Annotated in this window: 25 protein-coding genes and 1 pseudogene; 15 read left to right on the top strand and 11 right to left on the bottom strand. The window is 74.2% G+C overall.

The window, feature by feature from the left end; translation table 11 throughout:
• Positions 1–22 precede the first annotated feature (22 nt).
• Entirely contained in the window at positions 23–925 is a 903-nt protein-coding gene (locus tag ACWD4P_RS32650) for a LysR family transcriptional regulator (RefSeq protein WP_359828135.1), read from the bottom strand.
• Positions 926–1,141: 216 nt separating this feature from the next.
• Here ACWD4P_RS32650 and ACWD4P_RS32645 point away from each other — a divergent pair, with 216 nt between their 5' ends.
• The 5 genes and pseudogenes from ACWD4P_RS32645 to ACWD4P_RS32625 form a co-directional block, all read left to right on the top strand.
• On the top strand, positions 1,142–1,312 hold the full coding sequence (locus ACWD4P_RS32645; protein ID WP_449782133.1) for a hypothetical protein: 171 nt from the start codon (positions 1,142–1,144) through the stop codon (positions 1,310–1,312).
• A 224-nt stretch (positions 1,313–1,536) separates the two neighbouring features.
• On the top strand, positions 1,537–2,769 hold the full coding sequence (locus ACWD4P_RS32640) for a helix-turn-helix domain-containing protein (protein WP_449782132.1): 1,233 nt from the start codon (positions 1,537–1,539) through the stop codon (positions 2,767–2,769).
• A gap of 97 nt (positions 2,770–2,866) precedes the next feature.
• Entirely contained in the window at positions 2,867–3,583 is a 717-nt protein-coding gene (locus tag ACWD4P_RS32635; RefSeq protein ID WP_449782131.1) for a TetR/AcrR family transcriptional regulator, read from the top strand.
• The gene (locus ACWD4P_RS32630) at positions 3,567–5,201 is read left to right on the top strand and encodes an acyl-CoA dehydrogenase family protein (RefSeq protein WP_359828130.1); all 1,635 of its coding nucleotides are present in this window, start codon (positions 3,567–3,569) and stop codon (positions 5,199–5,201) included. Before ACWD4P_RS32635 ends, ACWD4P_RS32630 begins: the two co-directional genes overlap by 17 nt.
• A gap of 180 nt (positions 5,202–5,381) precedes the next feature.
• A pseudogene (locus ACWD4P_RS32625) lies at positions 5,382–5,861 on the top strand (amidohydrolase family protein); the annotation flags it as partial.
• On the opposite strand, the gene ACWD4P_RS32620 reads toward ACWD4P_RS32625, so the two are convergent.
• A complete protein-coding gene (locus ACWD4P_RS32620; RefSeq protein ID WP_449782130.1) occupies positions 5,862–6,722 on the bottom strand; it encodes an inositol monophosphatase family protein in 861 nt (286 codons plus the stop codon).
• A gap of 123 nt (positions 6,723–6,845) precedes the next feature.
• On the opposite strand from ACWD4P_RS32620, the gene ACWD4P_RS32615 reads away from it, so the two are divergent.
• Together ACWD4P_RS32615 and ACWD4P_RS32610 are read left to right on the top strand one after the other, a co-directional pair.
• Complete coding sequence (locus ACWD4P_RS32615) at positions 6,846–7,838, top strand: Lrp/AsnC family transcriptional regulator (RefSeq protein WP_449782129.1); 993 nt, start codon at positions 6,846–6,848, stop codon at positions 7,836–7,838.
• A gap of 127 nt (positions 7,839–7,965) precedes the next feature.
• Positions 7,966–8,400, top strand: coding sequence for a hypothetical protein (locus ACWD4P_RS32610; RefSeq protein ID WP_449782128.1), 435 nt, complete (start codon positions 7,966–7,968; stop codon positions 8,398–8,400).
• On the opposite strand, the gene ACWD4P_RS32605 is transcribed toward ACWD4P_RS32610, so the two are convergent.
• The 3 genes from ACWD4P_RS32605 to ACWD4P_RS32595 all read right to left on the bottom strand — a co-directional run bounded on the left by ACWD4P_RS32605 (position 8,397) and on the right by ACWD4P_RS32595 (position 10,786).
• Complete coding sequence (locus tag ACWD4P_RS32605; RefSeq protein WP_449782127.1) at positions 8,397–9,269, bottom strand: helix-turn-helix domain-containing protein; 873 nt, start codon at positions 9,267–9,269, stop codon at positions 8,397–8,399. The genes ACWD4P_RS32610 and ACWD4P_RS32605 overlap by 4 nt on opposite strands.
• Positions 9,270–9,345: 76 nt before the next feature.
• Positions 9,346–9,828 (bottom strand): DUF2269 family protein, encoded by a 483-nt coding sequence (locus ACWD4P_RS32600; protein WP_359828121.1) that lies wholly within the window; start codon positions 9,826–9,828, stop codon positions 9,346–9,348.
• Between the two features lie 250 nt (positions 9,829–10,078).
• Positions 10,079–10,786 (bottom strand): 4'-phosphopantetheinyl transferase family protein, encoded by a 708-nt coding sequence (locus ACWD4P_RS32595; protein ID WP_449782126.1) that lies wholly within the window; start codon positions 10,784–10,786, stop codon positions 10,079–10,081.
• A gap of 296 nt (positions 10,787–11,082) precedes the next feature.
• Between ACWD4P_RS32595 and ACWD4P_RS32590 the strand changes: the two genes are divergently transcribed.
• Positions 11,083–12,537, top strand: coding sequence for a choice-of-anchor A family protein (locus tag ACWD4P_RS32590; protein WP_449782125.1), 1,455 nt, complete (start codon positions 11,083–11,085; stop codon positions 12,535–12,537).
• A gap of 219 nt (positions 12,538–12,756) precedes the next feature.
• On the opposite strand, the gene ACWD4P_RS32585 is transcribed toward ACWD4P_RS32590, so the two are convergent.
• A complete protein-coding gene (locus tag ACWD4P_RS32585; RefSeq protein WP_449782124.1) occupies positions 12,757–13,386 on the bottom strand; it encodes a TetR/AcrR family transcriptional regulator in 630 nt (209 codons plus the stop codon).
• A 76-nt stretch (positions 13,387–13,462) separates the two neighbouring features.
• On the opposite strand from ACWD4P_RS32585, the gene ACWD4P_RS32580 reads away from it, so the two are divergent.
• Positions 13,463–14,416, top strand: a complete 954-nt coding sequence (locus ACWD4P_RS32580; RefSeq protein ID WP_449782123.1) for a hypothetical protein — start codon at positions 13,463–13,465, stop codon at positions 14,414–14,416.
• A gap of 47 nt (positions 14,417–14,463) precedes the next feature.
• On the opposite strand, the gene ACWD4P_RS32575 is transcribed toward ACWD4P_RS32580, so the two are convergent.
• The 3 genes from ACWD4P_RS32575 to ACWD4P_RS32565 form a co-directional block, all read right to left on the bottom strand.
• A complete protein-coding gene (locus ACWD4P_RS32575; RefSeq protein WP_449782122.1) occupies positions 14,464–14,961 on the bottom strand; it encodes a F0F1 ATP synthase subunit B family protein in 498 nt (165 codons plus the stop codon).
• A gap of 140 nt (positions 14,962–15,101) precedes the next feature.
• A complete protein-coding gene (gene kynU / locus ACWD4P_RS32570; protein ID WP_359821354.1) occupies positions 15,102–16,328 on the bottom strand; it encodes a kynureninase in 1,227 nt (408 codons plus the stop codon).
• Between the two features lie 161 nt (positions 16,329–16,489).
• A complete protein-coding gene (locus ACWD4P_RS32565) occupies positions 16,490–17,320 on the bottom strand; it encodes a tryptophan 2,3-dioxygenase (RefSeq protein WP_359821357.1) in 831 nt (276 codons plus the stop codon).
• A 213-nt stretch (positions 17,321–17,533) separates the two neighbouring features.
• Here ACWD4P_RS32565 and ACWD4P_RS32560 point away from each other — a divergent pair, with 213 nt between their 5' ends.
• A complete protein-coding gene (locus ACWD4P_RS32560; RefSeq protein WP_359821360.1) occupies positions 17,534–17,968 on the top strand; it encodes an Lrp/AsnC family transcriptional regulator in 435 nt (144 codons plus the stop codon).
• A 58-nt stretch (positions 17,969–18,026) separates the two neighbouring features.
• A complete protein-coding gene (locus tag ACWD4P_RS32555; protein WP_449782121.1) occupies positions 18,027–18,566 on the top strand; it encodes an NADPH-dependent FMN reductase in 540 nt (179 codons plus the stop codon).
• A gap of 82 nt (positions 18,567–18,648) precedes the next feature.
• Here ACWD4P_RS32555 and ACWD4P_RS32550 read toward each other — a convergent pair whose 3' ends face one another.
• Positions 18,649–19,281 (bottom strand): MarC family protein, encoded by a 633-nt coding sequence (locus ACWD4P_RS32550; RefSeq protein ID WP_359821364.1) that lies wholly within the window; start codon positions 19,279–19,281, stop codon positions 18,649–18,651.
• 270 nt (positions 19,282–19,551) lie between these two features.
• Here ACWD4P_RS32550 and ACWD4P_RS32545 point away from each other — a divergent pair, with 270 nt between their 5' ends.
• From ACWD4P_RS32545 to ACWD4P_RS32535, 3 genes are all read left to right on the top strand, one after another.
• The gene (locus tag ACWD4P_RS32545) at positions 19,552–20,118 is read left to right on the top strand and encodes a DoxX family protein (RefSeq protein ID WP_359821366.1); all 567 of its coding nucleotides are present in this window, start codon (positions 19,552–19,554) and stop codon (positions 20,116–20,118) included.
• A gap of 219 nt (positions 20,119–20,337) precedes the next feature.
• On the top strand, positions 20,338–20,961 hold the full coding sequence (locus ACWD4P_RS32540; protein ID WP_359821368.1) for an FxLYD domain-containing protein: 624 nt from the start codon (positions 20,338–20,340) through the stop codon (positions 20,959–20,961).
• Between the two features lie 313 nt (positions 20,962–21,274).
• The gene (locus ACWD4P_RS32535; RefSeq protein ID WP_359821370.1) at positions 21,275–23,104 is read left to right on the top strand and encodes a glycosyl hydrolase family 18 protein; all 1,830 of its coding nucleotides are present in this window, start codon (positions 21,275–21,277) and stop codon (positions 23,102–23,104) included.
• Positions 23,105–23,226: 122 nt separating this feature from the next.
• On the opposite strand, the gene ACWD4P_RS32530 is transcribed toward ACWD4P_RS32535, so the two are convergent.
• The gene (locus ACWD4P_RS32530; RefSeq protein WP_359821372.1) at positions 23,227–23,808 is read right to left on the bottom strand and encodes a MarR family winged helix-turn-helix transcriptional regulator; all 582 of its coding nucleotides are present in this window, start codon (positions 23,806–23,808) and stop codon (positions 23,227–23,229) included.
• A gap of 144 nt (positions 23,809–23,952) precedes the next feature.
• On the opposite strand from ACWD4P_RS32530, the gene ACWD4P_RS32525 reads away from it, so the two are divergent.
• On the top strand, positions 23,953–25,257 hold the full coding sequence (locus tag ACWD4P_RS32525; protein WP_359821375.1) for an MFS transporter: 1,305 nt from the start codon (positions 23,953–23,955) through the stop codon (positions 25,255–25,257).
• Positions 25,258–25,393: the final 136 nt, after the last annotated feature.

Below are 25,393 nucleotides of genomic sequence, written 5' to 3'. Positions count from 1 at the left end.
GGAGGCGGCCCGGGGCGGAGCCTCAGGAGGCGGTGCGCCAGGCCGCCTGCTCCGCGGTCACCTGGAGCGAGGCGCTCAGCAGCAGTTGGAAGCCCGGGTCGCCGCGCAGCCCGGCCCGCCAGGCGACCTGGGAGAAGACCTGGAACGGCGGCTGCCAGTCCATCCCGCGCAGCCGGCCGTCGGCGAGTTCGGCGTCCACCGCGATCCGCGGCAGCAGGGCGACCCCCAGGCCCTCCGCCACGCCGCGCTTGACGGCGTCCAGGGTGCCCAGGGAGAGCACGCGGGGGACGGTGCCGTTGGTGTTCCGCAGGGCCTGTTCGAAGAGCTCCTGGAGGCTGTCGCGCCGGTGGGTGCACAGGACCGTGGCCCCGCGCAGGGTGCCGAACCCCAGGCCGGCCCGGGTCAGGCGGCGGCCGGGCGCGGTGACCAGCACGGCGGGTTCGGGGCAGAGCAGCGCGGACTCCAGCTCGGAGTGGGCCGGCGGGCCGATGAAGTAGACGCAGTCGGCCTCGCCCTTGCGCACCACCTCGGTCGGCTCCTCGTCCAGGCCCTTCAGGTCGAGCGTGGTGGTGGGGTGGCGCAGGTGCATGTACTCGACCAGGGGCAGCAGCCGGTGGCTCAGCAGCGCCGGGTCGGCGCGCACCGCGAGGTTCCGCTCGCGGGCCTGGTCGGGGCAGGCGATCGCCTGCTGGGCGCTCTCGGTGAGCCGCACGATGTGGTGGGCGTAGTGCCAGAGCCGACGTCCCGCGCCGGTGAGCGACGTGCCGTTGCCACCGCGCCGGAACAGGTCGGCGCCGAGCGCGCCCTCTAATTTCTTGATCCGCGCGGTGACGGTGGGTTGGGAGAGCCGGAGGGTGTCGGCGGCCTTGGTGATGCTGCTGTGCTCGGCTACCGCCAGGAAGGTTGTCAGGTGCTTGGTGTCCACGATCGTCTCCCCCGTATCAGTGTCCTGAGACTCACAGTAGAAAGAATTGCCAAATTGTGTCAACGGTTGCCAAGCCCCCGGATCGATGGCTACGGTCCATCACCGGGACGCGAGGAACGGCACGACCCCTGACCCGGGCGCCGCTCCGTCCGCGACCGCGCCTGCCCTCACCCGGGCCGGGCGTCCGAACGTCTGCTTGAAGAACGGGGACCGAACATGAAGAACACGCTGGCTGCGGTGTTGGCAGTCTTGGTGCTCGCGGTGCTGTGCGCCACGGGGGCGAGTCTCGGGGTGGCGGGGGCCGCCCGCCCGGCCGCGGTGTCGACCGTCGGCGCATCGGTGTCGACGGGGGTGGCGACCGTCGAGGGGAACATCGACTGGCCGTGAGCCACGCCCGGCAGGTGACCGGCGACGTCCCTGCCGAAGCGGCCGCATGACGGGCGGTGTTGCCTCAAGGCGGCAAAGCTTGCCAGTATATGAACTGTTCGTTGGTGTCGGGGCGCGGGCGGCGATCACCGTCCGCGTCCCGGATCGTCGGGACGCCCCCCGCGCCGCGGCCGACGCAGTTCCCGGTCGCCGTGAGCGGCTCCCCGACAGGAGGTGACAGTCAGGTGTTGCAGCAGCCTGAGTTCGGCCGCCGTCTCCGGCAGTTGAGACGGCAGCAGGAGCGGTCCCAGGCGGACCTCACCGGTCCGGGCATGTCTCCTACCTATCTGTCGCGCCTGGAGTCCGGGGCGCGGCCGCCGACCGAGCGGGTGGTGGCCTATCTGGCCGAGCGGCTGGACGTGCCGCCGGAGGCCTTCGACGAGACCGCCGGGTGCGACCTGACGGAGGCGCTGGCGTGCGTACTGCTGCGCTCGGCGCAGGAGGGCACCGCCGAGGTCCGCGCGCTGCTGGTCGCCGCGCTGGCCGAGGCCGGCGCGGTCGAGCCGAGCACCCGCTGGCACGCCCTGGCCCAGCTGGCCCACCTGCACAACGCCCTGGGTGAGTACCAGGAGGAGCGCGCGGTGCTGGCCGAACTGGTGCGGCTCAGCGACGAGCTCAGCCTCACCGTGCTCCAGGTGCACGCCCGGCTGCGGTTCGCCCGGTGCACCCGCAACCTGGGCGAGTCGGCGGTGGCCCGGCAGGCGGCGCGCGAGGCGCTGTCGCTCGGCGAGCACCACCACGTCCGCGACCCGGCCGCCGACCTGGCGCGGGGCAGGCTGCTGCTGATCTCGGTGGAGGCCGAACTGGGCGACCTCGCCGAGGCCGCCCGGCTGACCGAGCAGGTGCTGGTGGCGCTGGAGGGCGCCACCGGTGCGCTGGCGGCCGAGGCCTTCTGGACGGCCGCGACGGTCGCCACCCGTCAGGGGGACTACGGGCGGGCCTTCGACCTGCTGGAGCGGGCCATGCTCGCCCTCGACAGCCGGGACGACCTGGCGCTGTGGATGCGGGTCCGGCTGGCCGCGGCCTCGCTGGCGCTGCAGGCGCAGCCGCCGCGCAAGGAGTTCGCCGAGTCGCTGCTGCACGTGCTGGCGCCCGCGCTGGAGCTGATCGGCAGCTCCCGCAACCGCCAGGAGTTCGTCTTCCTCCAGGCCCAGCTGGCCTTCCACCAGGACCGGATGGCCGACGCGCGGGAGCTCTGCGAGCAGGCCTGGTCCGGCGAGCAGCGGCTCTCCTACCGCGACCAGGTGCGGCTGGAGGCGCTGCGCGCCCGGCTGGACATGCACTTCGGCGGGCAGCGGGGTGCCGGGCGGCTGCGCGAACTGGCGGGCGAGGCGGAGGGGGTCGGCATGTCCGATCTCGCCGCCGAACTCTGGCGGAGCCTGGCCGAGGCGGTGACCTCCTCCGGCGCCCAGGGCTGACCCGGGGCCGGGTGGTCGAAGGGGTGGTCGAGGGGGTGACCGAGGGGGTGGCCGCCACCCTCTGCCCGAAGCAGTGAATCGGTGCTTCAATGCTTCCATGGCCTACCGACGCACGCCCGCCGTACAAGCCCGCCTCGACGCCCAGCGCGAGGCGGTGCTCCAGTCCGCGGTCGGCCTGCTCGCCGAGCGCGGCTACGGCGGCTGCACCATGGCCGCCGTGGCGGACCGCGCCGGGATCGCCACCGGAAGCCTCTACCAGCACTTCTCCGGCAAGGCCGAGCTGTCGGTGCAGCTGTTCCGCCGGGTGGTCACGCACGAGATCGACGCGGTCAACGCCGCCGTCGCCCTCCGCTCCACCCCGCGGCAGCGGATCGCCGCCGTGGTGGAGACCTTCGCCGACCGGGCCCTGCGCGCGCCCCGACTCGCGTACGCGCTGCTGGTCGAACCGGCCGACGCGGTCGTGGACGAGGAGCGCCTGGTGTTCCGGCGGGCGTTCCGGGACGTGATCGCCACCGAGATCGCCGCCGCCGTGGCGAGCGGCGAACTGCCCGAGCAGGACCCGGTGCTGACCGCCGCCGCCCTGGTCGGCGCGGTCGGCGAGGCGCTGGCCGGCCCGCTCGCCGCCGCACCGCCGGCCGCCGCACAGGCCGGAACCGTACCGGCCGGAACCGTACCGGCCGGAACCGCACAGGCCGGAACCGCACAGGCCGCCGCCGCGCCGGCCGAAGACGGCCACAACACCACGGCGGTGGTCCCCGCCCTGGTCTCCTTCACCCTGCGTGCCCTGGGAGGACGCGATGACAGCGACGCATGAGGTCACCAACCAGGTGCCCCTGCCGTACGGACACGACACCGCCGCCGACCCCACCCTGCTCGCCGCCCTCCGACGCGCCGACGCCGGCTGGGCCGAGCCCGAGCTGCGCGAGCTGGGCCGGCTGGCCGGGTCCGAGCAGGCCGCCGAGTGGGGCCGGCTCGCCAACGAGAACCCGCCGGTGCTGCGCACCCACGACCGCTTCGGCCACCGCGTCGACGAGGTCGAGTTCCACCCGGCCTGGCACGAGCTGATGGGCACCGCCGTCTCGTACGGCCTGCACGCCGCGCCCTGGCGCGACGGACGCCCGGGCGCCCACTCCGCCCGCGCCGCCAAGTTCTACGTCTGGGGCCAGGTCGAGGCCGGCCACACCTGCCCGGTCTCGATGACCTACGCCGCCGTCCCGGCGCTGCGCGCCACCCCGGCCCTGGCCGCCGAGCTGGAGCCGCTGCTGGCCGCGCGGGAGTACGACTTCGGGCTGCGCGAGCCGCACTCCAAGCGCGGCCTGATCGCCGGCATGTCGATGACCGAGAAACAGGGCGGCTCGGACGTCCGAACCAACACCACCACCGCCACCCCGCACGCCGACGGCACCTACCGGCTCACCGGCCACAAGTGGTTCACCTCGGCGCCGATGTCCGACCTCTTCCTGACGCTCGCCCAGGCCCCGGGCGGCCTCAGCTGCTTCGTGCTGCCGAGGGTCCTGCCGGACGGCAGTCGCAACCGCCTGCAGCTGATGCGGCTCAAGGACAAGCTCGGCAACAAGTCCAACGCCTCCGCCGAGCTGGAGTACGACGGCGCCGTCGGCCGGCTGGTCGGCGAGGAGGGCCAGGGCGTCCGGACCATCATCGAGATGGTCAACATGACCCGCCTGGACTGCACCATCGGCGCGGCCTCGGGCATGCGCCTCGGTGCCACCCGGGCCGTCCACCACGCCCTGCACCGGCGGGCGTTCGGCAAGGCGCTGGTGGACCAGCCGCTGATGCGCAACGTGCTCGCCGACCTGGTGGTGGAGTCCGAGGCGGCCACGATCGTCGCCATGCGGCTCGCCCGGGCGACCGACCTGGCCCTGGCCGGGGACGGCAACGAGGCGCTGGTCCGGCGGCTGGGCCTGGCGGTGGCCAAGTACTGGGTGTGCAAGCGCGGTCCGGCGCACGCCGCCGAGGCGCTGGAGTGCCTGGGCGGCAACGGCTACGTGGAGGAGTCCGGGATGCCCCGGCTCTACCGGGAGGCACCGCTGGTGTCGATCTGGGAGGGCTCCGGCAACGTCGCCGCCCTGGACGCGCTGCGCGCCATGGCCAGGCGCCCGGAGAGTGTCGAGGCCTTCCTCGGCGAACTCGACGCCGCCGCGGGCGCGGACCGCCGGCTGGACGCGGCCGTCGCCGCCCTGCGCAAGGAACTGACCGACCGGGCGGACCTGGAGTACCGCACCCGCCGGCTGGTCGAGTCGATGGCGCTGGCCTTCCAGGGCTCGCTGCTGGTCCGGTACGGCAGCCCGGCGGTGGCGGACGCGTTCTGCGCGAGCCGGCTGGGCGGCGACCACGGCGCGGCCTTCGGCACCCTGCCGGCCGGCACCGACACCGGGGCGATCGTCGACCGCGCCCTGCCGGTGCCCGCATGAGCGACCAGGAAGCCGCCGGCGTACGGGAGTTCTGGCGGGAGCTCGGCCTGCCCGGGCTGATCGACGTGCACACCCTCCCTCCTTGCCCGCCATCGGGCAGGAGGGGCCCGGCATGCCGAAGAACGTCCTCGACAAGGTGTGGGCGTACTTCGACGCGGCCGGCCCGCTGGTGAACCGCCCCTGGGGCTGCTCGCCGAGACCGGCACCCCGGTGGTCACCCACTGCGGATCCGGGCCGGTCCCGGGCAAGTTCACCGGCTCCGGGCCGATCGGCGCGGTGCTGGAGCGGCACCCCGGGCTGGTCGTGGTGGTCGCCCACCTCGGGCTGCCCGACTACCGCGACTTCCTCGACCTGGCCGAGCGCCACCCGGCCGTCCGGCTGGACACCACCATCGCGTTCACCGACTTCGTCGAGGCCGACGACCCGTTCCCGCGCGACGAACTGCCGCGCCTGCGGGGGCTGCGGGAGCGGATCCTGCTCGGCAGCGACTTCCCCAACATCCCCTACCGGTACATCCACCAGCTGGAGTCGCCGGCCGGGCTGGGGCTGGGGGATGAGTGGCTGCGGGCGGTCTGCCACGACAACGCGGCCGCCCTCTTCGGCATCGCGCCGCCGAACGGGCCTGGCGGCACCGAGGGTTCCGGCGGCGCCGAAGGCTGATCACCGCACCGTCCGCAGCACCTCCAGCGCCCGTGCGTGCAGCCCGGGCGCGGCGGCGAGGAAGCCGTCGGAGCCGGCCGTCCAGGCCGACCCGGCGGCGTCCGTCACCACCGCGCCCGCCTCGCGCGCGATCAGCGCGCCGGGCAGCAGGTTGCCCGCGTCGAGGCCGTACTCCCAGAACAGCGCCAGGTGTCCGGAGCCGACCTGGGCCACCTGGAGCGCGGTCGGGCCGAGGTTGCGCACCGCCAGGACGGCCCCGGCCATCGCGGACAGCGACTCGCCCGCCCGGCGCAGCGCCACCGGGTCGGCGGCCACCCGGGGCGGCTGGCTGGTGGCGGCGACGGTGGCGGCCAACTCCCTTTCCAGCGGCGCGATCGGGCGCCCGTCCAGCTCGGCGCCGCCGCCGAGCACCGCCCGGTAGGTCCGGCCGTCCTGCTCCGGGGCGTGCACCACGGCCAGCACCGCCGCGCCGTCCCGCACCAGCGTGGCCGTCACCGCCCAGTGCGGCTGCCCCAGCAGGTACTGCACCGCGCCGTCGGTCGCGTCGCACAGCCACCACTCGCCCTCGGCGGGCACCGGACCGTCCGACTCCTCGGGCACCCAGCCGGCCCGGGGGCGCAGCGCCGTCAGCCGCTCCCGCAGCGCGGCGGCCGCCGGGCCGTCCAGTTCGGCGAAGCGGGCCGCCGCCTCCTCGACGGTCCGCGCCGTGACGGGGTCGGCTCGGCGGCGTGCCGCCAGCTCCGCCCCGACCTCGCGCACCGCGGCCTCCACGCCCTCCGCCAGCGTCCACAGCTCGTCCACCGGCTCGCCCGGCAGCCCGTTCGCCGGCCCGTTCATCGGCCCGTTCGTCCCGATCGTCACGGTGACCCTTCCTCGGTTCCTCGCTCCGGGCCGGTGTCCGCTCCGGCCCGCCCGGGACAAGGAGTACCGTCATGGCTGCCGAACAGGACGCGGAAGCCGCCGGAACGGCGGAGATCGGACACCATGGACCTCTCCACCGCCGATCCGGACACCGTGCTGGACACCCTCGACCGCCGTCTGGTGTGCGCCCTCCAGGTGGACGGGCGGGCCGAGCCCGGCCGGATCGCCGAGGTGCTGGGCGTCTCCGCCCGGACGGTCACCCGCCGACTGGGCCGGATGCGGCAGGCCGGGGTGCTGCGGGTGGTCCGGCTGCCGGACGTCGAGGACGCCGCCGTGGGCGCGCTGCTGCTGCGCGTGCGGGTGCTGAGCGGCCGGGTGGACACCATCGCGCAGGCCCTCGCCGACCGCTCCGACGTGCCGTTCGTCGACGTGATGCTCGGCGGCCACGAGGTCGGCGCCGTGATGCTCACCGACGCCGGCTCCCGCGACCGGCTGCTGTACGGCCGGCTGCCCGCGACCGGCGCCGTCACCGAGACCACCACCCACGCCGTGCTGCACGCCTTCGCCGACGCCGGGCAGTGGCGGGCCGGGTACCTGACCGAGGAGGAGGCGGCCGCGCTCGCCGGGCCCGCGCCCGCCCGCCCCGCCGCGCCCCCGCCGCTGGACGGCCTCGACCGCGCCCTGCTGGCGCGGCTCGCCGAGGACGCCCGGCAGTCCCACGCCGCGCTGGCCGCGGCCGTCGGCGCGCCCGAGTCCACGGTGCGCCGGCGGCTGCACCGGCTGGACGGGGCCGGGCTGCTGCGCACCCACGCCACCGTGGACCCGCGGCTGCTCGGCATGGCCGTGGACGCCAACCTCTGGGTGGACGTGCCGCCCGGCCGGATCGCCGAGGTGGGCGCGGCGCTGGCCCGCCACCCGCGGGTGCACGGGGTGTTCGCGACCAGCGGCCCCACCAACCTGCTGGCCACGGTGTTCTGCCCGGACCACGGCGAGCTGTACCGCTTCCTCACCGACACCCTCGGCCCGCTCGGTGCGGCCCGGGCCGAGACCACCATCACCGCCCGCGCGGTGAAGCGCGCGGGCGTGCTGCTCCGCCGGCCGCCCCGGCGGCCGTGACGGGCCTGCCGGCGGCGCCTTACCCGCGGGGTAATCGACGCCCGCCGCCCCACCGGGCAGGGTGGTGGCACCCGGTGAGGCCGCCACGGCCCCGGGCTCCCACCCCCTCGACAGGAGGCGATCCGTCATGTCCGCCCACGCGAACCCCCTCACGCCCGCCCGGCCCGGCTCCGCCTTCTCGCCGTGGACGGTGCGCGGCTCCCTCGCCCTGGACGCCCTGGTCACCGGTGGCAACGGCCTGGCCTACCTGGCCCTCTCCGGCCCGCTCGGCGAGCTGCTCGGCGCCGGCCGCGGCACCGTGGCCGAGGTCGGGCTCCTCCTCCTCGGGTACGCGCTCGCGGTCGGCGCGCTGGCCGCCCGCCGACGGCCGCCGGTGTCCCTGGTGCGGGCGGTGATCGACCTCAACCTGGCCTGGGTGGTGCTCAGCCTGGTCGCGATGGAGCTGTGGCTGGAGCCGACCACCGCCGGGTCCGTCTGGATCCCGGCGCAGGCCGCGGCGGTGGCGCTGTTCGCCGCCCTCCAGTTCACCGCCCTGCGGCGGCGGGCCCGGGAGCTGCCCTAACGCTCCGGGCCGACGGCCTCCTGGAGGAAGCGCACCGTCTCCCCGTCGGCCGGCAGGAAGGTCTCCAGGGCCAGTTCGGAGACGGTGACGTCCAGCGGCGTGTTGAAGGTCGCGATGGTGGAGAGGAAGGTGAGCACCCGCCCCTCCTGCCGGATCCGCATCGGCAGGGCGAACGGGAATCCGTCGACGCCCGGCCCGCCCGGCCCGCCCGGTCCGCTCGCGCCCGGTCCGCCCGCGGCGGCCCCGTCCACCGGGTCCTCGGCCGGCTCGGGGTAGCCGCGGACCTCCTCGTACAGCCGGCGCAGCGGCTCGGCGCGGACCAGCTCCAGCTGCCGTTCCATCCGTTCCAGCAGGTGGTGCCGCCACTGCCGCAGGTTGACGATGCGCGGCGCCAGCCCGTCCGGGTGCAGGGTGACCCGGATCGCGTTGAACGGCGGCTCCAGCAGGTGCGGGGCGACGCCGTGCACGAGCAGTCCGAGCGAGCGGTTGGCCGCGAGCACCCGGAAGGAGCCGTCGACCACCACGGCCGGGTACGGGTCGTGGGCGGCCAGCAGCCGCTCCAGACCGCCCCGCAGCGCGGCCATCGACGGATCGTCCAGCGGCGTCTCGGGGTAGTGCGGGGCGTAGCCGGCGGCCAGCAGCAGGGTGTTGCGCTCGCGCACCGGGACGTCCAGCTGCTCGGCCAGCCGCAGCACCAGGTCCCGGCTCGGCCGGGAGCGGCCGTTCTCGACGAAGCTGAGGTGGCGGGTCGAGGAGTCCGCCCGCAGCGCCAGTTGCAGCTGGCTGAGCTGTCGTCGTTCCCGCCAGCCGCGCAGCAGCGGGCCGACGCCGGTTCCCGTCGGGCTGCCCATGCCCGCCATGATCGTCATGGCCCAGGACGGTACTCGAACGAGTCCGGTCGGCGGGAGGGGGCGGCCGGGATCGGCCGACGAGGCGCGCGGCGGCTCAGACGCCGGTGCTCGACCCCGGGCGGATGACCATGAGCACCACGACCACGGCCCACAGCAGGTTGAACACCCCGGCGGTCATCGGCAGCAGCTTCAGGCCGTTGACGGCCTTGGCGCGCTGCTCGTCGGCCGGGTCGAGTTCGAGCGCGTCCACGGCGGCCTGCTGGCCGGGCAGCACGAAGAGCAGCAGCGCGAGCGCGGCGATCGCGGTCAGCACCATCGAGACGATCACCCAGGACTGCCCGAGCACGTCCATCACCTGGGCCAGGCCGATGCCCAGCACCGGCACCGCGACCCCGAGCAGCGCGTAGACCTGGGTGATCCGGTGCAGCACGCGCAGCACCCCGGCGTCGGAGGCCCGGTCCGGACCGTCGGCCAGCGCGGCCTTCGCCCGGCGCGGGAACATGCTGACGGCCACCGCGACCGGGCCTATGAACAGGACCGAGACGAGGACGTGCAGGCTCAGCAGGAACTTGGCCATGGCGGGGCACCCTTTGGGATCCGGTGGGGAGCTGGTCGGCGGGCGCGCGCGTTCGGCGTGCCCACGACCAGGCACGCTAACACCGCTTATTCACCGGCCCACCGCTCGGGTGGGCGCTGGACTCCCGGCTCCGGCGCCGGGTCGGAACGGTGCCCGGCCCGGCCGTCCCCGCCCCGTCGGCCCCGGCGCCCGACCCGACGGCCCGGGGTCCGACCCGTCGGCCCCGGCGCCCGACCCGACGGCCCGGGGCTCAGTCCGCCGCCGTGAGCTCCACGATCCGGGGCGGCGCGGTACTGACGGCCGCGACGGCCGCGCCCTGTTCGGGATCGGTCCAGTCGAGCAGGTGGAGGTCCTCGTACCGGCCGCGCAGCGGTGCGCCGGGCGGGACGGACAGCGGCAGCGCGGAGAGGTCGACCCGGCCGAGGGTGTCCAGGGTGGCCCGCCCGATCTTGATCAGCGACTCCTTGCGCACCCAGAGCCGCAGGAACGCCTGCTCCGGCCGCGGGTCGGCCTCGACCAGCGCGAGCTCGGCCGGGGCGAGCACCCGGCGGGCGACCGACCGCAGCGAGCCACCCCGGGCGGACAGCTCGACGTCCACCCCGACCGGCTGGAACCCGGCGCCGGCCGCGACCACGCCCCGGGTGTGGGAGAGGGTCACGTGCACCCCGGGGTGGTCCGGCAGGTAGGGCTTGCCGTGGTCGGCGAGCCCGCAGTCCGGGCACTGCTGGGCGAGGGCGAGGCCGGCGACCGGGACGTCGAGCAGCCGGGCGGCGCAGAGCCGGACCAGGAGGTGGCCGGCGGTGAAGTCGATCCGCCCGGAGTCGTGCCGGAAGCGCGCGGCGCGCTCCCGCTCCATGGCGGTCAGCAGGTGCTCGCCCGCGTCGGGGTGCCGCAGCACGGCGTCGGCGGACGCGACGGCGACGAGCGGTGCGCTCTGTTCCTGGGCCTCGGTGGTCATGCCTCCCAACCTAGAGCCTGCCCCGAGCCCCGGCGGCCTCGAGCCCCGGTCGTCCGCCGGCGTCCGCTCGGCCGACCGGCCCAGGGGGCCGCTGCTCCGTACGTGTGAATTTCGGATCCGATCTGAGGCTCTATAGGGTGCGAATAGTCCGTTTTGATATTGGATATCCCGGATCTGTGGGATCACCAGCAGATCGCACGGAACGTGGCAGGTCGCCCCGGCCTGCCTTTTTCTCATGCACGGAGGAATTGTCGATGGGTCAGGCCACCGGTTCGCCGGATCACAGAACGACCGCCGTGAGAACTCCGGCCCCGCGCAGGGGCCGGGCCGTCCGGGTCGCGGTGGCGACCGCCGTCACGGTGCTGCCACTGGCAGCGGTGCTGACGGTCGGTTCGGCCGCGCCGCTGGCCCCGCCGCTGGGAGCGTGCTCCGGGCCGGACTGCCCGAGCACCTGGCCGCCGCCCAACAACGGCGACTTCCCCGGCCGGGACGCCTCCATCAACGTCTTCACCGGCGGCAACTACACCGTGAACGGCCGGGCCGCGGAGGCCGAGGGCAAGATCGTCGCGCTGGGGAACCTGACCGTCGACAAGAACGGCGGCGGCATCTACAACATGGGCGTCGTCGGCGTCGGTTCGCGCGTCGTGCCGCCGAACGGCAGCGACTTCGTGACCACCGGCGGCAACGTCGACGTCGTGGCCGGCAACAGCATCCTGATCGGCGGAAGCGACTCGCGGGGCCCGGCCTTCGGCAACCTGCGCCACGCGGGCACCGTCACCGGCACCGTGAACATCGACCCCACCGGTCAGTCGATCCAGGACCCGAACGCCGCCGCGCCCTACCAGACGGTGCTGACCCAGATCGAGGAGGTCTCCGACTGCGTCGGCCGGGCCGCCGCGACCGGCACCGTCGCCGTCACCGCCAGCGAGGCGACCTTCACGGGTGACGGGACCAGCATGAAGCAGGTCTTCAACGTCACCCAGAACCTCGCCTCGCCCACCGGCGGGCAGATCGGCCTGGTCTTCAACAACATCCCGGCCGGCGCCACCGTCGTGGTGAACATGCTCGGGGACAGCCCGATCATCAACACCTACACCGGCACCGGCCTGGCCGGGGACCAGACCACCGACATGCGCTCCAAGCTCATGTACAACTTCCCGACCGCGACCTCGGCGCAGCTCCTCGGCAGCGCCCAGTTCCAGGGCTCGGTCATGGCCGGCAACCCGGGCGGTACGACGACCATCGCCCAGCCGGGCATGAACGGCCGGGTCTACCTCGCGGGCAACCTGATCCACACCGGCACCGGCGGCTACGAGATCCACAGCTACCCGTTCGACGGCGACCTGCCGGACTGCGCGGTGACGCCCAGCCCGTCACCGACCTCGCCGACGCCGTCGCCCTCACCGACGTCCCCGTCCCCGACGTCCCCGTCCCCGACCTCTCCGTCCCCCACTTCGCCGTCGCCGACCTCGCCGAGCCCGACGTCCCCGTCCCCGACGTCCCCGACGCCGACCTCGCCCACGCCGACCTCGCCGTCCGCCACGGCCACGACGACGAGCGCCGGCCCGGGCCCGACCAGCCACCACCCGACCAAGGAGCCGACCAGCCACCACCCCGGTGGCGGCGGTGAGCTGCCCTCCACCGGCGCGGGCAACGGCCCGGTGGTCTACGGCGTGGCGGGCGTCGGCCTGCTCGGCCTCGGCGGTCTGGCCGTGCTGGCCGCCCGTCGCCGCCGCGGCCGTCACAGCTGACGGCCCGTACGGGCGGTGCGAGGCCCCGTACGAGCCGTACGGCCTCGCGGCCCCCGGGACTGACCGGCCGATCGGCTGAGCGGTCCAACAGCGGCGCAGGCCGCCCGAGTCGACAGGACTCGGGCGGCCTGCGCCGTTTCCGTCCACGCCCGAAGTGCCTGCCCGATGCGCCGACGCCCGGCCGTGGCCGGCTGCCGTCCGACGGCTACCGTCCGACGGCTACCGTCCGGCCGGGTAGTCGGCCAGGCCGGAGGAGAGCAGGCCGAAGGCCCGCTCCACCGCCGCCTCGGCCCGGGCCCGGACCTCCTCGGCCGGCTCCCCGGCCACCATGGCCCGCCGGATCTCGCCGAGCACCGCCCGGTGGGCCCCCGCGACCGCTCCGGCGACGATCCGGGGGAGCGGGTCGTCCGGCGCGGCTCCGGACTCCTCGGCGAGGGCGGCCGCGAGCGCCGCCTCGGCCCGTTCGCCGAGCTCCAGCAGCCGGGCCCGCAGGGCGGCGCTGTCCTCGACGATCCGCCAGAACGCCGCGATCCCCGGGTTCAGCCCGACCGTGGGCTCTCCGCTCGCGAAGGCCGCCAGCAGGTCGGCGCGGACGGCGGCCACGGCGGAACGGCCCGCGGGGCGTCGCCGGACCACCTCGGCGAGGTGGGCCACCACCTCCTCCTGCCGGTCGAAGAACAGGTCCTCCTTGGTCGGGAAGTAGTTGAAGACGGTGTTCGGCGAGACCCCGGCGGCCCGGGCCACCTCGACCACCGTGACCCGGTCGAAGCCGCGCTCGGCGAACAGGCCCATGGCCGTGTCGGAGAGCAGTTCCCGGGTCTGCTGCTTCTTGAGTTCGCGAAGTCCCATGGCCGGATTCTACCCCTCGGGCTTGGAGTCGCTGCAAAATTGATGTGACTCCAAAAATATCGGCTACGGTGGCTCCATGACCTTCACCTTCGGCATCTACCCCGGCGGGCTGGTGGGCGACGACACCGCCGTGGTCGCGCCCGTCCGCCCCGACGACCCGGCCAGGATCACCGCCGCCCTGCGCGAACTCCAGGGCGGCGCGGCGGAGTTCCTGGTCCGCGCCTACCGCTCCCACCCGGGCGGCGAGCACACCCCCGAGCGGCCCGAGCAGTACGCCGTCGAGGGGCGCCGGCTCGACCTGGTGGTCCAGTACCGGGAGCGCGGCGGGGAGTTGGCGGGCTGGCTGGACTTCGTCCGGCGGACGGTCCGGACGGAGGGGCACCGCCTCGCCCGCATCCAGATCTGCGAGGAGCCCAACCTCGACCTCCCGCCGGTGGACGGCGGCATCCCGAACGTCCGCCGGGCGCTGGTCGAAGGGGTGGTCGCGGCCAAGGAGGAGGCACTGGCCCACGGATTCGACCGACTGGCCGTCGGCTTCAACGCGGTGCCCACCTTCGACCCCGCGGACACCTTCTGGCCCGAACTCGGCCGGCTCGCCGACGAACGCTTCCACCGCGCCCTGGACTACGTCGGCCTGGACTTCTTCCCGGACGTCTTCCGTCCCGTCCCGTCGGGCCAACTTGTCGACGCGGTAAGGGCGGTGCTCACCGGCTTCCGCCGGGACTCGCTGCCCCGGGCCGGGATCGGACCGGGTGTTCCGGTGCGGATCTGCGAGAACGGCTGGCCCACCGGTCCCGGCCGGAGCGAGGAGCGGCAGGCCGAGGTGGTGGCGGAGGTGGTCCGGGCGGTGGCCGGCCTGGCCGCCGAACTCAACGTCACCGGTTACGCGTTCTTCGCGCTGCGCGACGCGGACAGCGCGGGCGCCGGGCTGTTCCCGCACTTCGGTCTGATGCGCGACGACTACACGCCCAAGCCGGCCTTCGAGGTCTACCGTGCGCTGGTCGAGGAGCTGACGGTGACGGCGGACTGACGGTGGCGGCGGACTGACGGTGGTGGCGAACCGGCGCTCGGGGCCGGTCAGTTCGTCTCGAAGAAGCGCTCCACCGTGCGCCGCCGGGCGGCCACCGCGTGCACCGGCTCGCCGATCACCCGGCCCGCCAGGTCGACGGCCAGCTCGCCGACGTCCCGGCGCAGCAGGCGGGCCGCCTCGGCCCGGTCGGCGGCGATCCGGGCGCGGCCGGTGGCGACCAGGGCCTCCCGGGTGCGGATGCCCTCCGCGCGGGCCGCGGCCATCGCCGCCGCGCCGCGCTCGGCGTACTCCTCCCGGATCCGGGCCGCCTCGTGCCGGGCCTCGGCCAGCTCCCGCAGCCGGGCGCGCCGGGTCTCCTCGGCCTCGGCGAGGAGGGCCTCCGCGCGTTCGGCGCGGCCCTCGGTGGCCTCCCAGCGGTCCGACCGCACCCGTTCGATCCGGGGGAGCAGGTGGCGGCCGAGCGCCCACAGCAGCAGGAGGAACAGGGCCAGGCCCAGGAGCAGCGGGGCCGGTTCGGGCTTGAGCGGGCCGAGTTCGAGGTTCACGCACGACCTCCCCGTGGTGCGACGCGATGTGACGTTCCGTCAGTCGGAGCTTCCCCGGGGACGACGGCGGTCGAACTCGGCGCGGGCATGAGCTTCGTCACGACGGCCGCCGTGACGAGGTTCCCGCCCCCGACTCCCGGCTACGTCACCTCGCCCCGGCGGGAGAAGCGCTCCGCCCGCCACTCGCCGCTCTCCAGCACCTCGGCCAGCTGCCGGGCCGCGTCCCAGACTTCGGTGTACGACAGGTAGAGCGGGGTGAAGCCGAAGCGCATCAGGTCCGGTGCGCGGAAGTCGCCGATCACCCCGCGCTCGATCAGCGCCTGCACCACCGGGTAGCCGTCGGCGTGCCGCAGCGCGACCTGGCTGCCCCGCCGGCCGTGCTCGCGCGGGGTCACCACCTCGACGCCGTCCAGCCCCTCGGTCAGCGCGACGAACAGGTCGGTCAGCGCCAGGCTCTTCGCCCGTACGGCCGCCGGGTCGACCCGCTCCCAGATGTCCAGGGAGGCGCCGAGGGCGGCCTGGCCGAGCAGCGAGGGCGAGCTGGTCAGGAACCGGCCGATGCCCGGCTTCGGGTCGTACCCGGGCTCGAAGGCGAACGGCCGGGCGTGGCCGAACCAGCCGCTCAGCGGCTGGAGCGGGCCGGCCGCCAGGTGCCGCTCGGCGACGTACAGGAAGGCCGGCGAGCCGGGGCCGCCGTTCAGGTACTTGTAGGTGCAGCCGACCGCGAAGTCCGCGCCGGCGGCGCCGAGTCCGACCGGCAGCGCGCCCACCGAGTGGCACACGTCCCAGATCATCAGGGCACCCGCGGCCTGCACCCGGGCGGTGATCCCCGGCATGTCCAGCAGCTCGCCGGTGCGGTAGTCCACGTGCGAGAGGACGACCGCGGCGACGTCCCCGTCCAGGTGCCGGTCCAGCTCCTCGGGGCGGATCAGCGCGCTGCGCGCGCCCTCGACCAGGCCGGTCACGCCCTCGGCGATGTACAGGTCGGTCGGGAAGGCTTCGGCGTCGCCGAGCACCGTGCGCCGGTCCGGGCGCAGCCGCAGCGCGGCCGACAGCACCTTGAACAGGTTGACCGAGGTGGTGTCGCAGACGACCACTTCCGCCGGTCCGGCACCGACCAGCGGCGCGATCCGCCGGCCCAGCCGGTACGGCTGCTCGAACCAGCCGGCGTCGTTCCAGCTGCGGATCAGCTCCCGGCCCCACTCCTCCTCGACCACCCGGCGCACCCGCTCGGGCGTGCGCACCGGCAGCGCGCCCAGCGAGTTGCCGTCCAGGTAGATCACCCCGTCCGGCAGCGCGAACTCCTCGCGGAACGCCGCCAGCGGGTCGGCGGCGTCCAGCGCCGCGCAGTCCTCGCGCGTGGTCATGCCCGTCCCTCCCTCGTCCTCCGTGTGCGCGGTCCGTCCCGCCCCGGTCGTCCCCGGGGCGGTCGTGCCCGTCCTGCCCGTGCCGGTCGTGCCCGGGCCCGTCCTGCCCGTTGTGCCCGTGCCGGTGCCCGTGGTGTCCGGGCCCGTCCGGGGTGTGCCCGTCACAGGCCGTCCCGGATCGTCCACAGCTCCGGGAACACGTCCTGCTCGGCCGACTTCCGCAGCCAGGCCAGCCCGCTGGAGCCGCCCGATCCCGGCTTGCCGCCCATGGTCCGCTTGACCGTGGAGAGGTGGCGCTGGCGCCACCGGGTGACCCGCTCGGCCACGTCCAGCAGGGCCTCGCCGAGCGGCTGGAGGTCGGCCGGCTCCGGTTCGGTGTAGACCCGCCGCCAGGCCGCCTCGACCTCCGCGGACGGTTGGTAGCGCTGCTCGGAGGGCGACCGGTGCGGGGCCAGGCCGCGGCGCGCCAGGAGCTCCAGGGCCTCGTCGTACAGGCCGGGGGAGCGCAGCGCCTCGGTCAGCTCGGCCTGGGTGTCGGGCATCCCGTCGTACATCTTCAGCAGCGCGGCGTTCTTGTTGCCGAGCAGGAACTCCAGCTGCAGGAAGGCGGCGGACTGGAAGCCGGAGGCCTCACCGAACAGCGAGCGGAAGGAGTTGAACTCGCGCGGGGTCATGGTGGCCAGCAGGTCCCAGGACTCCACCAGCACGTCCTGCGCGTGGGTGCTCCGGCGCAGCGCGGCCAGCGCGGCGGTCAGGTCGTCCTCGCGCAGCGCCTGCCGGGCCAGCGTCCACTCGTGCCGCAGCAGGTCGAACAGCAGCTCCATCACCTGGGTGGTGACGATGAACGACAGCTCGGCCGGTTCCTCGCTGAGCGGGTGCTGCAGGCCGTGCAGTTCCTCCAGGCGCGCGTACCGGGCGTAGGGGGTGCCCCGGGCCGGCGCCCCGCCCCGACCGAACGACAGGTTGGGCTTCTCCACCGTGTCGTGCCCCATCCCGATACCTCCTGATCCTCCGGGCCCCGTCGCCCGGTGCGGTGACCAGCCGGACTGCCGGGTTCCACCGGGTGCCCATTGTGCGGCGGGGGTGCCTCCCGCTTGAATGGTCGGCGGGCATCGCAACCGCCTTCGGAGCTTTCGTTCGCAAGGTGTTCGGCCGATTCGCCTTGCGAATGGAAAACCCTTGATCCCGACCACCGGGAGGTCGCCTTGGACGCCGTCGACCGCCGTCTGCTCGCCGAGCTCCAGGCCGACGCCCGGCTCTCCTACAACGAACTCTCCCGCCGGGTGAGCCTGTCCGCACCCGCGGTGGCCGAACGGGTCCGGCGGCTGGAGTCCGAGGGCGTGATCAGCGGTTACCACGCCCACGTGGACCTCACCCGGGCCGGGCTGCCGATCACCGCGCTGGTCCAGATCCAGTGCTACGGCCCGCGCTGCGTGCTGCGCGACCCGGAGGTGCCGACCTGGCCGGAGGTGATCCAGCTGCACCGGGTCACCGGCGGGGCGTGCTGCGTGCTGCTGGTCGCGGTCTCGACGATGGCCGAGTTCGAGGCGGTGTGCGACCGGCTCGGCGGCTACGGCCAGCCGGCCAGCTCGATGATCCTCTCCAGCCCGGTGCCCTGGCGGCCGGTGGTGCCGCGCTGAGCGCCCGCCCGGGCGCCGCCTGGCGTTGACGCGGACGTCAGGGAGTAGGTTGCCCGGCATGCCGAACGAGCGCCACATCCTGCTGCTGCCGGGGAGCCTGCGGGCCGGTTCCGTCAACGAGACCGTGCTGCGGACCGCGGCCGCGGTGGCGGCCGCCACCCCGAGCCTGCGGACCGCGTACTACGACGGGCTGGCCGGGCTGCCGCACTTCAACCCGGACCACGACACCGATCCGCTGCCGGAACCGGTGGCCGCGCTGCGGGCCGCCATCGAGGCGGCCGACGCCCTGCTGGTCTGCACCCCCGAGTACGCCGGGACGCTGCCGGGCGCCTTCAAGAACCTGCTGGACTGGACGGTCGGCGGGGTCGAGATCTCGGACAAGCCGACCGGCTGGATCAACGCCGCGGGACCGGGCCGCGGCCTGGGGGCCGAGGCCACCCTGCGCACCGTCCTCGGCTACACCGGCGCGGCGGTCCGGGAGGGGGCCTGCGTCCGGCTTCCGCTGGAGCGCGGCGCGGTCGGCCCGGACGGCCTGGTCGCCGACCCGCTGGTGCGCGAGCGGATCGGCGAGGTGCTGGCCGTCCTCTCGGCGCCCTGACCGGGGCCGGCCGGGTGCCGGCCGGCCGACGGGCGCCGGGCCCGCGGCCCGCGGCTCGCTGCCGAGGCTCCGTGCCGGCGGCTCAGTGCGCCGCCGGCAGGTGCACCCCGAGCCCGGCCAGGCCCTCCAGGAACAGCTCGACGCCGACCGCCGCCAGCAGCAGCCCGAGCAGCCGGGAGAGCACCTCCAGCGAGGTGCGGTGGGTGCGGCGCATCAGCGGCGCGAGCACCGCCACGCAGAGGTAGTTGATCACCGCGACGGCGACGTACGCCCCGGAGACGGCGGCCTTCCAGCCCCAGTTGTCCTGGTTGAGCGAGGCGACCAGGACGGCCGTGATGGCCAGTGGGCTGGCGATGTACGGCAGCAGCAGTTCGCGGATGCCGTCCACCAGCGGGTTCGCCAGGTGGTCGTCCTCCTCGCCGTCCGAGCCGAGGTGGACGCCGAAGACCAGCGCGACGGCGTACACGAAGAAGATCGCCCCGCCCGCGAGCTGGAGGGACTGGTCGCTGATGTGGAACAGGGTGGTCAGCTCGTCCGCCCCGAAGCCGAGCACCAGCCCGATCACCGCGGAGATGGCCGTGCTCAGCGCCGCCAGCCGGCGCAGCTCCAGATTGCTCCGGGTCCCGGCCAGCCGGGCGAAGGCCAGCAGGGTCTTCGGCGGGCCGACCACGGCGAAGAAGGTGATGAAGGCACTGCCCAGGTTGAAGACGAACATGGGCCCCAGCATGACCGCGGGCCCCCGGGCGGTCGGTCCGCCACGCCCCGCGGCCGGGCGTGGCGTGCATCTCTCCCGTGTGTCCTCCCCGCGCGGTTCCTTCCCGTGCGGTTCGTCCCCGTGCGGTTCGTCCCCCGTGCGGTTCATTCCTGGTCGGGGGCGGATTCGCCCGGATGGCGGCCCCGAGTCGAAGGGGCGGGCGCCCTCGGTTGCTATGGAGGCAGGACCGCCTCCGAGCGGGCCCCTTTGCCGTGGAAGCGAGGATGCGACATGAGCGTGTGCCCGAACCGTAAGGACCTGGGCCTGCTGGCCCTGCGCAGCGCGGTCGGCGGGGTGCTGATCGCGCACGGCACCCAGAAGCTGTTCGGCTGGTTCGGGGGAGGCGGCCTGGAGGGCGCCACCCAGGCCATGGAGCAGATGGGGTTCCACCCCGCCCGGGAGAGCGCGCTCGCGGCCGGCCTCGGCGAGGCGGGCGGCGGCGCGCTGCTGGTGGCCGGGCTGGCCACCCCGGCGGCCGGCGCGGTGGTGGCCGGGACGATGGCGGGGGCGGTGTCGGTGCACGCGCCGGCCGGCTTCTTCGCCATGTCCGGCGGCTACGAGTACCCGGCCTTCCTCGGTGCGACCGGGCTGGCGATCGGCCTGGCCGGGGCCGGCCGGTACTCGCTGGACCACCTGACCGGCCACGTCTTCGACCGGCCGTGGGTCGGCCTGGTGTCCTTCGTGGCGAGTGTCGCCGGGGCGTACGGCGTGGTCGCGCGGCGCCGGCACGTGGTGCGGCTGCGCGAGGAGCGGGCGGCGGTGGAGGCGGACTCGCAGGAGGGCTCGGGGCTCTCCTAGCCGGGCCCGCGAAGCGGACGCCTCCGGGGCCGGTGCGGGCGGCCCCGGAGGCGTCCGCGGGCCGGTGCCGTCCGCGGGCCGGTCCACCTGCGGCCGGTGCCGTCCGCGGGCCGGTTCACCCGGAGGCAGCAGCCCTGCTGGCGGCGCTCGGCGGGCCCTCGGAGGGTGGCGGGGAGGTGTGCCGGGCAGCCCGGCGCCGACCCGGAAACGAGGGACCGCATGGACCGCCAGCCGCTCACCCGCGCCAGCTTCCCGACCCCGCCGAGGGCCACCGCGCAGGACCTGGACGCACCGGTGGTGCGGCGCCGACGACGTGCGGTGGCCTGGGTGTCGGCGGTGGCGGTGGCGGGCGCCGCGGTGCTGGCGGGCTGCTCCTCCGGCAAGAGCGCTGAGAGCGTGGCCTCCTCGGCGGCGGCCGAGGTGAAGAAGGGCGCGAGCGCCGCGGCCTCGGCCGCCTCGGCGCTGGCCTCGGTGGCCGGCGGGGCGGGCGCGGCGATCGCCTCGGCGGAGGCGCAGGCCTCGGCGGCGGTGTCGGCGGCCTCCTCGGCCGTCGCCGGGGTCAAGGGCGGGCTGGACGCCAAGGGGGACGTCGCGCTCGGCGCGGTGACGACCGGGTCGGACGGCAAGCCGCAGGTGCCGCTGACCGTCACCAACCACGGGCAGCAGTCGTACCGGTACGTGATCCAGCTGAACTTCACCGACGAGTCGGGCAAGGTGGTGGACGCGACGGCGGTGACCGTCCAGGACGTGGCCGCCGGGCAGAGCGCCCAGGCCACCGGGCACGCCAACCGGAACCTGTCCGGCACGGTCAAGGCCGAGGTGGCCAACGCCATCCGCTACTGACTCCGCCACCGGCTCCGGTCGCAGCCGCCCAGCTCAGCGCGGGCGTGGAACCTTAAGCGGGGCTCAAGGCCCAACAGCACCCCTTGACGGGTGAGTTGGTCTAGTCCATTTTTATTGCCCAGGTGCAGGGAGCCCCTGAACCGGCGTCGGCGGCCTCGCGCCGTCGGCGCCGGTTCGGCACATCCCGGTAGTCCGTCATGGCCTGATCCGCTCGATTCCCCACCCACGCCTGTCATGTCCCGGTCGTCCGGCCCCACCCCGGACGCGCGCCCCCGGGGCGACGGGAACCCCCACAACCAGGAGTCACGCACCCATGCTGCGCTCACGCATTGAAAGGGCCGGGACCCCGGCTCCGCAGGGCGGCCGCCGACGCCGCCCCAAGAGCATGGCCGCCATCGCGGCCGGCACCACCGCCTCCCTGCTGCTCGGCGCCGGCCTCGCGCTGTCCGGCGGCGGCGCGGCCAACGCCGCGACCACCAACTCCACCGGTGCGCCCGCCACCAGCGGCGGCATCAAGGTCGCGTACTACGACCAGTGGTCGGTCTACGCGAACGCGTACTACCCCAAGACGATCCAGGACACCGGCGTCGCCGGGAAGCTGGACTACCTGATCTACGACTTCGCCAACATCCACCCGACCGACCTGGGCTGTTTCGAGGCCACCAAGGCCGCGGACACGAACGACAACAACCCCAACGCGGGTGACGGCGCCGCGGACGCGTTCGCCGACTACCAGAAGAGCTTCGGCGCGGACATCTCGGTCGACGGCGTCGGCGACGTCTGGAACCAGCCGATCGCGGGCAACTTCAACCAGCTGAAGAAGCTGAAGGCGAAGAACCCCAACCTCAAGGTCCTGCTCTCGATCGGTGGTTGGACCTACTCCAAGTACTTCTCGCCGGCCTCGGCCACGGACGCCTCGCGCAAGCACCTGGTGTCGTCCTGCATCGACATGTTCATCAAGGGCAACCTGCCCAACGACGCCGGCTTCGGCGGCCCGGGCTCGGCGGCCGGCGTCTTCGACGGCATCGACATCGACTGGGAGTACCCGGGCGGCGGTGGCCACACCGGCAACATCTCCAGCCCGGCGGACAAGCAGAACTTCACCGCGCTGCTGAAGGAGTTCCGCACCCAGCTGGACGCGCAGGGCGTGGCCGACAAGAAGACCTACGCCCTGGCGGCGGCGGTCGGCGCCGGCCAGGACAAGATCATGAACGTCGAGACCGACAAGATCGGTCAGTACCTGACCTTCCTCGACGTCATGACCTACGACATGCACGGCGGTTGGGACGCCCAGGGCCCGACCAACCACCAGGCCGCGCTCTACTCCACCCCGGACGACCCGTCGACCCCGGCCAAGCCGGGCAACGGCAAGTACTCGATCGACAACGCCATCAAGGCGTGGACGGTCGGCGACAAGGAGTACGGCATCCCCGGCGGCTTCCCCGCCAACAAGATCAACATGGGTGTGCCGTTCTACTACCGCGGCTGGACCGGCGTGAAGGACAACGGCAAGCACGGCCTGTACCAGCCGGCCACCCAGCCGGCGGCCGGCGCGGCGATGTCCGGCAACGTCCCCGGCATCCAGATGTTCAAGGAGCTCGCGGGCTTCGTCGACAACCCGTCCAAGACCTTCTGGGACGACGCGGCGCAGGCCACGTACTTCTACGACGGCAACACCTTCTGGAGCGGTGAGGACGCCAAGTCGATCCAGGCCAAGCTCGACTACGCGCACTGCAACGGCCTCGGCGGCGCCTTCGCCTTCTCGCTGTACGACCTGGGCACCAAGACCGCCCTGTTCGACAAGATGGTGAGCGCCACCAACGGCTCCGCCTCTGCCTGCCCGGCCCCGCCGACCGGCACGCCGACCCCGACCCCGACCTCGACCGGCACCCCCACCGGTACGCCGACCGGCACCCCGACCGGCACCCCCACGGGCACCCCGACCGGTACGCCGACCGGCACCCCGACCACGCCGGCCTCCTGCCCGGCCGCCCCGAGCTGGGACGCGAACACCACCTACGCGGCCGGCGGCACCAAGGTCTCCTGGAAGGGCCACTACTACACCAACAAGTGGTGGACCAAGGGCGACGACCCGAGCCAGAGCGGCCAGTGGGGCGTCTGGACCGACAACGGCGCCTGCTGACGTCCGACCCGACCGCCGGGGGGCCTGACGGACCCCCGCGGCACCCGAAGTGACGAGTCCGGCCCGCCGGGAGGATCATCCTCCCGGCGGGCCGGACCCGTTCGCGTTCCGGGCCGCCTGCGCTACGCCAGGTCGGCGGTGCGCCCGAGCGCGTCCGGCTGGCTCTCCTCGATCCGCCGCAGCATCCGGCCCAGCATCGCGGAGAGCGCGGAGCGGTCCTCGCCCGCGACGTCCTGGAGCAGCTCCTCCTCGAACACCGCCGCCATCCGCATCGACTCCAGCCACTTGTCCCGGCCGGACTCGGTCAGCTCGATGATCACCCGCACCCGGTTGGTCTCGTCCCGCTCCCGGGTGACCAGGCCGTCGGCCACCATCCGGTCGATCCGGTGGGTCATCGCCGCCGGGGTGAGCCCGAGCCGCTTGGCCAGCTCGCCCGGCCCCAGCTGGTAGGGGCTGCCGGCGACCACCAGGGCCTTGAGCACCTCCCACTCGGCGGAGGTGATTCCGAGCACAGTCAGCTGGCGGTCGTACGCGACGCCCATCCGCCGGGAGACCCGGTTGAGGGTCTGCACGATGGTCTCCACCTGGGGGTCGACGGTGGGGAACTCCCGCTGGTAGAGGGCCACTTGCTCCGCGATGCCGAACTCCAGGGGGGTGGCCGGAGCGGGCTTGCCGGCAGCCGGCCGCGGCTTGTCCGTAGTCATGCGGACCAGTCTCCCACGACTGTGCACTCCTTAAGCCTTTGACTCCGCACTCTTCCGGTGCTAAGACTTTATCTCGTCAAACTTTAGCTCTGAAATCTTCTGGACTTAAGAGTATCCAGTTGAAACCAGGAAGGGATGTGCACGGTGACCGGCACGGTGAAGCAGCAGAGGCAGCAGCGGCGTGGAGCGGGCGGCCCGCTGCGCCGCGTCCAGATCGGCAACGCGCTCAGCGCGTTCGGCAGCGGGTTCACGATGCCGTACATGTTCGTGTACGTGGACCAGGTGCGCGGGCTGGGTTCGCTGGCGGCCGGGATGGTGTTCACCGTCTTCGCCCTGGCGGCCCTCGCCGTCCTCCCGTTCACCGGCCGCGGCATCGACAGGTACGGCCCCCGCCCGGTGCTGCTGGCCGGTACGGCGCTCGCCGCCACCGGGGCGTTCGCCTTCGGCCACGCCACCGGCACCCCGGCCCTGCTGGTCTCCTCCTTCCTGTTCGGCGCGGGTGTCACCACCTGCCAGCCGGCGCTCGCCACCATGATCGTCCGCTGCTCCACGGCCGCCACCCGCTCGCACGCCTTCGCGCTCCAGTTCACCCTGGTCAACCTGGGCATGGGCATCGGTGCGCTGGTCGGCGGGCAGATCGTGAACGTGTCCGACCCGGCCAGCCTCACCCGGCTGTTCACCATCGAGGCGGCGACGTTCCTCGGCCTCGCCCTGGTCACCGGCACCGCCCGGATGCCCAAGGTCCAGCTGACGGCCGTCCACGGCAAGGCCGACGGCCCGACGGGCCTGCGCGCCCTGCTCGCCGACAAGGCGATGGTGCGGCTCAGCATCCTCGCCGGGCTGATCTTCTTCACCTGCTACGGCCAGTTCGAGTCCGGTGTCGCGGCCTTCGCCACCGACACCGTCGGCACCGCGCCCTCCACCCTGGGCTTCGCGATCGGCGCCAACGCGCTGACCATCGTGGTGCTCCAGATGTTCATGGTGCGGATCACCGCGCGCCGCCGCCGCACCACCGCGATGGCCGCGGCCGGCGTGGTCTGGTTGGCGGCCTGGGCGATGGCCCTGGTGGCCGGCCTGATCCGGACGGAGACCATGGCCGCCACGGTCGCCATCGTCTCGATCTACGCCCTCTTCGGCGTCGGCGAGTCGCTGCTGGCGCCCACCATGGGCCCGATCGTCGCGGACCTCGCCCCGGCCCGGCTGCTCGGCACCTACAACGCCGGGTACTCCCTGGTGAAGCAGATCGCGATCGCGGTCGGCCCCGCCGTCGGCGTGCTGCTGGTCGGCTCCGGCACCTGGCCGCTCTACCTGGCGGCCATGGCGGGCTCCACGGTGCTGATCGTCGCCCTGGCGCTGCGGCTGCGCCCGCACCTCACGCCGGAGCAGGACAACGCGGCCCCGGCCGTGGCGCACACCGTCGCCGTCCGGGAACTGCAGACCGCCGCGTAGCGGAACGGCCCGCCAGGGCGTTCGAGACGGGCGCCGACCAGGTCACGTCCGACGACCGGATCGAGGTCCACGGCGTCCGGTACGCCTACCCCGGCTCGCACGACGTGCTCAGGGGCATCGACCTGGTGGTCCGCCC

It is taken from the genome of Kitasatospora sp. NPDC002543 (assembly GCF_053594915.1).
Note: the sequence above shows the minus strand (reverse complement) of the source record. Positions and strands in the feature narration are given on the sequence as shown.